This window comes from Rhodoblastus acidophilus (assembly GCF_900187365.1).
GTDB lineage: Bacteria > Pseudomonadota > Alphaproteobacteria > Rhizobiales > Beijerinckiaceae > Rhodoblastus > Rhodoblastus acidophilus.
On sequence record NZ_FYDG01000016.1, the window covers coordinates 55,239 to 62,546 of the forward strand.

The window sequence follows — 7,308 nt, forward strand, 5'->3', positions numbered from 1 at the left end:
GCCGTTGAACTTTGAACGCCAGCGGCCTTTGTCGGCCGCTGGCGTGATGATTCGCTTCAAAGCCGAAGTTGGCGGGCGTCAGGAGAAGTGGAAATCCTGCGCGCTGAGCCAAGTCACGCTGGTGTGCTTCAGCGTGAGGGCGTCATGGCCGGAGGAGATGACTACGTCGGGCCCGGACTGATGAGCATGGGAGAGTACGTCCGCGAAATTAGCAAATTCGCTCGCCGCCAGCTGGATCGTGTCGTGGCCGGCGCCGGTGGCGACAAAATCCTTAATCACGTCGTGGCCGAAGTTGGCGGCGAAGACAAAAGAGTCGGGATGGCCGTTGCCGACGAACACGTCATTGCCGGACGTGCTGCTCAGCGTATTGTGGCCGCTCGACCCGATGATGGCGGCGCCGGAGCTAGTCCCCGCCACATGGCCTGCGCTGTCAACTTCTTGCGCGGTGAACTTGTGGACCGTGTCCGACAGCATGCCGGACTTGAAGGTCCAGTGTCCCGTGGAATCGGCCTTCACCGAACCCACAGCGGTCTTGCCGTCGAAGAGTTTTACCTGTGCGCCCGCATCAGCAACGCCCTTGATCGTGGCGGTGTGGCTCCAATGGCTTTCGCTCGCGTTGGTGATTTCCACGACTGCCTTGGTCGGGGGCGTCGTCGGTGTTGGGTCGTTTTGGGACGTGCCCCCTGTGTGCGTATCAGGGGTCGTCGTCCCGGTTCCCGGAGTCGTGGTTCCCGTAGGCATGGGCGGCGTCGGCGCCGTCGCGTTGCCGCTCGTATTCAGCGCCCGCGCCAGCGCGGCGCCATCACTGACATTGCCCGAGATCGCAGGCTTGTCGCCAAGCTCCGTCCGCAAATCCATCTCGCCGAATTGCCCGGCCCCGATGTGGTTGTTGGTATAGCTGACATTCGTCATCTTGCCGCCGCCGGGCTGGCCCTGCGCGACCTCATTGAGGTAGGTCGTGTAACCACCGCCGACGAGCAGATTGTTGTCGATCTTGACGTTGTCGATTGGCCCCCAATAGTTGTCGAGCATCAACGCCGACGTTTGGCCATGTTCGTTGATGAGCGAATTATGCTCAACCGTCACGTTTTTGATCCCGCCGTCAATCTGGACCGAGTCGAAGTGCGAGTCCGACGTGCCCGCCATCTGATGGATGTAATTGTCCTTGATGACCGTGTTATTGCCGGAGACGTTGATGCCGTCGGCGCAGTTGACGATGTTGTTGCCGATAAAGGATCCGCCGCCGGTGATGCCCTGGCCGCCGCCGCTGAGTCCGTCAATGGAGCAGTTCTGCACGGTGACGCCGGTCACGCCCTGCTTGATCTGCACCACGGCGAAGCTGTTTGAACTGACCTTGCAGTTCACTAGCGTGACATTGGGCGCGTTGATGAAGACGCCGCCGGAAATGTCGAGGCCCGAAATCACGGCGCCGGCCGTGTTGATGACCAGCGGACCCGAAGCCTTCAGGGCGACGCCCGGCTGAACGCCGGTATTGCTGGCGTCCGGGAAAAGAGTGGTTGAAGTTGCCATTGTGCCTCCAGATAGCGTTTTGAAGATGATTCGGAGAATTACACGTCGGAACTGATCACGTTGATGAAGTCCTGCTGCTCAGTTTGCACGCTGCAAAAGAGTTTCGGTGGGAGGCTTTTTTTTGACCAGACTGCGCCCCCTGTATGGTCATTTTCCCGCACATCAAAGGCGCGCAGCTTCTTTTGATAGAGCAGCGTCGCTCCTAAGGCACGGTTAATGAAAGGCTTTTAGCTATTAAGTCCCTTCAGCGAACGATAATTTCTTTAATCATAAGAGTTTTTTTGATCAGAGCCGGCGAGCAAACCGCTCCCCATCTCATCGAATGACCGCGTCATGGGCTAGCAGGGCGGTCCGCATATCACTTTGGAGATGAAAGAGATCATCAGCGCGTTTGTTCTGATTGATTATTCACAAATTCTGTGATCGACGGAATTTCTCCAAGCACCCGTTTTCAGGCTGATTTAATTTTGATAAAGTTCAATGAACACATGAACGTAGCCGCGCTCATAACGCTTAGCTTCAGCTAAATTGCTCTGCTTAAGCGTTAAAATCAAACGCCCGCGTAGAAGAGAGCCGCCATGAGAAAATTGGCGGTTCAATCGTCCAGGCGAGATGGGAGACGCCAGCGCGCCGCCCTCCGCCACAAAAAGGCGCAGGATAAAATTCGAAATTTGTCCTATTGTCTTCGCGCCTACGGTTCATTGCTGATTTTGGCGTCGTATCTCCGTACGGAGACGGCGGATAAATAAAATAAAATTTTATCTTTTCAGCCAAAGTTAACTTATTGAAGTCGCCGGCATATTTTCGCCAACCCGCGGCTCTATCGTTTGACATCTCACGATCACGAGACCGGACAAAACACCATGACAACACGAACCGCGCGGGTCGGTATTGGCGAACCGATACCCTGGTTTTCGGCGATGGAGGTCGGCTACGACAAAAACGTTGCTATCGACGAACTCGCGGGCCGCCCCCTTGTCCTTTTCCTGTTTCGCTCTCTGCGCGACCCCACTGTCAGCGCAGCGCTGGCCGCAGTCGAAGCGCTGGGCGTCTACGACGACGGCCGCGCCCTGTGCCTGGCGATTGGCCCCGAAGTGAGCGGCGTCGCGCTGGAGCCGTCCCGCAGCGCCGGGCGGCTGCGCCTGCGCGACAAAGGGGATGTCGCGGGCCTGTTCGGCCTCGCCGAGGCCGGCCCCGTCGTTCTGGTGCTGAACCCGATGTTGCAGATCGTCGATATCGCTCCGGTGGAGGATCCGGGCGTGCTCGCCGCCCGCGTTGAGTCCTGCGTCCGCCACTGGTTAGATGAGGCCGAGGCCCCTGGCTCCGCGCCGCTCCTGATCGTTCCGAACGTCTTCGACCGCGCCTTCTGCAAGACATTGATCGCCCTCTATCAGGCCGCGGGCGGGCGCGAGGTCGGCGCCATCGAAAGCGCGGGCGAAACGATCCAGCGCTTCGACCTTGAGTGGCGGATGCGCCTCGACCATTACATCAAGGACGAAGCGATGATCGCGCAATGCCGCGAACAGATCTCGCGCCGCCTGCTGCCGATGATCTATCGCGCGTTCCAGTTTAGGACGACCCGGATCGAACGCTATCTCATCGGCCGCTACAGCTCGGAGACAGGCGGCTATTTTCGGCCGCACCGCGACAACACCGCGCCCGTGGTGGCGCACCGGCGCTTCGCGGCCTCGATCATCCTCAATGAGGATTTCGACGGCGGCGCCCTGACCTTTCCCGAATTCGGCCGCCGCGCCTACCGGGCCAAGGCCGGCGACGCGCTGGTGTTTTCCTGCGCGCTGCTGCATGAGGTGACGCCGATCACGCGCGGCGAGCGCTACGCCTTTATCACCTTCTTCTACGACGAGGCGTCGCAGCGCCTTCGTGAGGATTTCACTCGCTCGCTGGCCGCGGCTTCGCGCTCCTGACCGCTTCCGGCGCGCTCTGACCGGGGATCAGGCGCCCGCTCACCCTGTCGCGGTTTCCCGACAAAACGGGGCGGTCGCCCAGTTCAGTCCTGATGTCCCAGAAGCCATAGGCTCCAGCGGTCAGCAAATTGTCGACGAAGACCACATCGGTCACGCGCCCGCCGCCGGGCTGACCCTTGGCGACCTCATTGATATAGACCGTGTAACCGCCGCCGACGAAGAGGTTGCGCTCGATCCGCGCATGATCGATCGGGCCCCAGTAATTGTCCAACATCAGCGCCGAGGTCTGCCCAATCTCATTGAAAACGGCATTATGCTCGATACGCAGATTGGACAGTTTTCCGTCGACCTGAATGGAGTCGAAATGCGAGTCGGCCGTCCCCTTCATGTCGTGGATGTAATTATCGCGGATCAGCGTATTGTCGCCGGACACGTTGATGCCGTCAGCGCAGCCGTGGATATTGTTGGCGATGAAGCGGCCCGCGCCGGAGATCCCTTGTCCCCCGGCGCCGAGATTGTCGATGTCACAATGGCTGATGGTCGCGCCCGGCGCCTTCACGAGGATCACCTGATAGCCCCCCGACCTGACGCGGCAATTGTTCAGCGTGACATTGGGCGCGGCGATGACCACCCCCCCGTCGATGTCCAGGCCCTCGACCATAGCCCCGGCCTCGTCGATCAGCAGGGGACCGGAGGGCTTGAGCGAAAGGCCGGCGGGAACGCCCGTGGTGCTGGCGTTTGGAAACGCCATGGCGCGCTCGAGCGCGGCGGCCTGCGCCTCCGCGACCTGCAGAACGGCGCCGATCAGCAGGCCGATCATGGCGTCGCCTCGATAAGCGCGTCGTCCGGCGCAAAAGCGCGCCCGCTCAGCCTCTCAATCAACTGCCGCTTGCGCCGCCACGCCACCTGGTCCCAGTGGAACAGGGCTGCTCGCGCGCGGGCGGATGCGGCCATGGCGGCGCGGACCGCGTCATCTTCCGCCAGTTCCCGCAGTCCGGCGATCCAGCCGGCGCGGTCATAGGCGTCAAGCACCAAGCCTTCCCTCCGGTGGCGGACGATACGCCCCACGCCCATGGGGGTGGTGATGATCGGCAGGGCGCATCCGCACGCCTCATAGGTGACCTGCGGCCCGCCTTCCTCAAGGGTTGGAAATGCGAAAACATCGGCCGAGCGATAGAGCGCGCCGATGTCCTTCACATAGTCGAGCACGACCACATCGTCCCGCGCCAGCAAAGCGGCGCATCGCTCGGCGATGAACGGTTCGATCGCGCCCGCGAGAACCAGGCGCCCCTTGACGCCACTGCTTGCCCAGTAATCGAGCAGAAGGTGGCTTCCCTTGCGCACGCAGATCGTGCCCACGAAGACGAAGGTCGGGCCATCGGCGGGCTTCAGCAGACAATGGCTGCCGGCAAGCCGCGACGGCTCCCAGCCGTAACTCGCGGGAATAAGTTTTTTCGTCGGGATTCCCTGCCTCTCCAGGAGGTCCTCGACCATGGCGTTGGGACAAAAAATATAATCCACGGCGTGAAGCCCCTTCTCCTCGGCCTGCGCCATTGCCTCGGTGATGGTATGACGCGAGGCGACGCCGAGGCGGGCATAGCCTTCGTCGAGGATCGGCTTGGCCCCCGCGAGGCAGCAATTAATCATTTCGCGAAACACCAGGACGCCCTCGTTCTTTAGTGTGCTGATGGCGCCTGCGCTCGCGTCCGGCCAGATGTACGCGGCGCGTCGCTCCTGCGGCCGCCGTTTCACCGCCGCGACGAAGCGGCTTTCAAAACCGTCGAGCGCTGTTTTCTTGACCCAGCGATAAGGAACGACGCGCCCGAGCGGGGGCAGGCTCTGCTCCACCTTGGCCGGCCGCACGGAAAAGGCGCGGGTGCGCGGCGTGAGGATGCGCACGTCGAGATCGGGCCCCGCCATGTCGCGCGAGAGCATCCCGCAGGTGTAGCTCGGACCGCAGCGCGTCAAGGGCAGCGGCAGGAACACATCGAGTGAAGCTTGCATGTCACGTCTCCTGACTCGCCAGAGCTGCAGGCGCCGCCCTGGCCGTCCTCGATCCATGCGGGCCGCCTCCGCGCGCCGCGTAGGTCCGTAAGCAGGCCCTCCAGCGCCGCGAAGACGTTGCGGAGCGCAACACGCAGCAGGGGCAGCGCATAGGCGAGCGAAACGGCGACGTTTAGCGGCGGCGTCGACGGAAAATGCCGGCCAACCAAATGCAAGGCGTTGCGGCGCTGCAGACCGGCTGAGAGCCGCGACAGGGACGAAGCGCCGCCGCTCTGCTCGATGCCGCGCCGCGTCATATACATGTTCATGGAGGCGCCGGAGAGGCTATTCGTGGCGCGCTCGCTTGCGTCAAAGTCGACCGGCGCATCGAGGCGGCCGACCTTTCCGAACGCGACGCTGTGCGACGATAGGCGCCGCCATTGGCCCCTCCCCAGAAAGCGCGCCGCCTCACGAAGGCCGACATCGAGAAGTGCGCTGCTTACAGCGCTCTTTCCGGCGCCTTCCGCGCCCGCGGTCAGGGCAGCCAGCGCGCCAAGCTCCCGATCAGCGTAGGGATTGGGAAACCACACGCCCTTCCAGCCCAGCCGCCGGAGGAGCGGGCGCAACCACGCGTTGACGCCTGCGGCATCGCGTGGATCGTCCTGCGCCCAGCCAATGTTCACGCGCGCCGGCCGCGCCGCATGGCGCATTCTCGTCGTGTCGAAAAAAGGCTCCGGCGCGCGGCGCCGGCCTCTGCGCGCTAGGCATACGATGCGCGAGTTATGAAAGGCGCGACCACCACTCTCGCAGACGAAAATATCGAAGGCGGGCTCGGCGCGCGACAAGGCCGTGAGGCAGTGGGCGATATCGCCCACATTGTCGAAGTCCACGCGAAGGACCACGATCTCCGCATGCGCCGTCATGGCTCCTCCCCATCGCATGGCCATATTTAATACATCCATGACTATTTAATGCAAGATTCAATTAAATGCGAAAATAATCAAGGAGCCCACGATGTCAGCCGTTCACGGGTTCAAACCGAGGAGCGTCGAGGCCGATGTCGGCCATCTTTACGCCCGCATGCCCGGCGCCGCGCGGCTGCGTTTTGCCTTCAAGGACATGGCCGCGTATTGGGTGGCCATGTCGGAATTTTCCGGACTTCGGCGCCTTTCGGCTACCCCCGGCCCGTCATCGACGTCCGCGCTTCCACTGCCTCGCGCGGGAACACGACACAAAGTCGCCTTCGATCTGAGACCCGCGCTGCGTGGCGCAGCTGCTCAGAAAGGGCTTGCCGTGGGCGTCGCGCCGCATACGAGCGCCCTTGAGGCGTAAGGCGACTGGCGGTCTGAGCTTCTCCACCCTGCGACATGGCCGGCGGGATTGCGACGGCCCGGTCGTCGTTAGGGCAGGAGGATGTTTCCGTCGACGAAATTGCAGTTCCCGGAGTTAAAACGATATGAGAACGAGAATGCGAATAAGCAAAATATTGAATTAGAGGCGTTATTTAAGTGAAATGGCTTTTCGTAAAAACTCCTTGACTTCTGATTAAAATGGTGACGAATTTAATTCGTTGAGTCCATGACCACGAGAACGGCTGTCGCTTAACGCTGAACAATGCCTGCCTTGGCAATAGCGCGGCAAAGCGAAACCTATATTCGCGGCTCCTCGGCGACCACGCTGAGTGGCAGATGAGCTGCTAAATAGGCGACGCCAGTTCTTGCCGAAGAATATCGCGCGTGCCGATTGTTGAATGGCTAGAGCGGTGGCCGCTCATCTTGGATCATATGCGTCATATCCAACTGCGGCGAGATAGTTGCGGCATTCGTCTGGAGTGAAGCTCTGAAAGGCTTTCCGGATCGCGGCCCATAAG

General features: G+C 61.4%; 6 protein-coding genes. 2 read left to right on the plus strand and 4 right to left on the minus strand.

Features of this window, described 5'->3' with window-relative positions:
- Positions 1-78: 78 nt before the first annotated feature.
- The gene (locus tag CFB24_RS19150) at positions 79-1,530 is read right to left on the minus strand and encodes an Ig-like domain-containing protein (RefSeq protein WP_088522237.1); all 1,452 of its coding nucleotides are present in this window, start codon (positions 1,528-1,530) and stop codon (positions 79-81) included.
- 863 nt (positions 1,531-2,393) lie between these two features.
- On the opposite strand from CFB24_RS19150, the gene CFB24_RS19155 reads away from it, so the two are divergent.
- Positions 2,394-3,455 carry a 2OG-Fe(II) oxygenase gene (locus CFB24_RS19155; RefSeq protein ID WP_088522238.1) on the plus strand — a complete coding sequence of 354 codons (1,062 nt, stop codon included), beginning with the start codon at positions 2,394-2,396 and terminating at the stop codon, positions 3,453-3,455.
- On the opposite strand, the gene CFB24_RS19160 is transcribed toward CFB24_RS19155, so the two are convergent.
- The 3 genes from CFB24_RS19160 to CFB24_RS19170 are packed head-to-tail and all read right to left on the minus strand — an operon-like array spanning position 3,421 to position 6,361.
- A complete protein-coding gene (locus tag CFB24_RS19160; protein WP_088522239.1) occupies positions 3,421-4,275 on the minus strand; it encodes a right-handed parallel beta-helix repeat-containing protein in 855 nt (284 codons plus the stop codon). The genes CFB24_RS19155 and CFB24_RS19160 overlap by 35 nt on opposite strands.
- On the minus strand, positions 4,272-5,459 hold the full coding sequence (locus CFB24_RS19165) for a glycosyltransferase family 4 protein (protein WP_158255296.1): 1,188 nt from the start codon (positions 5,457-5,459) through the stop codon (positions 4,272-4,274). Before CFB24_RS19165 ends, CFB24_RS19160 begins: the two co-directional genes overlap by 4 nt.
- Positions 5,420-6,361: a hypothetical protein gene (locus CFB24_RS19170; protein ID WP_088522241.1), complete on the minus strand. Its 942-nt coding sequence runs from the start codon at positions 6,359-6,361 to the stop codon at positions 5,420-5,422. Before CFB24_RS19170 ends, CFB24_RS19165 begins: the two co-directional genes overlap by 40 nt.
- 91 nt (positions 6,362-6,452) lie before the next feature.
- On the opposite strand from CFB24_RS19170, the gene CFB24_RS19175 reads away from it, so the two are divergent.
- On the plus strand, positions 6,453-6,770 hold the full coding sequence (locus tag CFB24_RS19175) for a hypothetical protein (protein ID WP_088522242.1): 318 nt from the start codon (positions 6,453-6,455) through the stop codon (positions 6,768-6,770).
- The last annotated feature ends 538 nt before the right edge of the window (positions 6,771-7,308 follow it).

Bases quoted from the DNA above. Each gene is read 5' to 3' on its own strand.
- CFB24_RS19150 (WP_088522237.1), bottom strand. From the start codon at position 1,530: ATGGCAACTTCAACCACTCTTTTCCCGGACGCCAGCAATACCGGCGTT.
- CFB24_RS19155 (WP_088522238.1), top strand. From the start codon at position 2,394: ATGACAACACGAACCGCGCGGGTCGGTATTGGCGAACCGATACCCTGG.
- CFB24_RS19160 (WP_088522239.1), bottom strand. From the start codon at position 4,275: ATGATCGGCCTGCTGATCGGCGCCGTTCTGCAGGTCGCGGAGGCGCAG.
- CFB24_RS19165 (WP_158255296.1), bottom strand. From the start codon at position 5,459: ATGCAAGCTTCACTCGATGTGTTCCTGCCGCTGCCCTTGACGCGCTGC.
- CFB24_RS19170 (WP_088522241.1), bottom strand. From the start codon at position 6,361: ATGACGGCGCATGCGGAGATCGTGGTCCTTCGCGTGGACTTCGACAAT.
- CFB24_RS19175 (WP_088522242.1), top strand. From the start codon at position 6,453: ATGTCAGCCGTTCACGGGTTCAAACCGAGGAGCGTCGAGGCCGATGTC.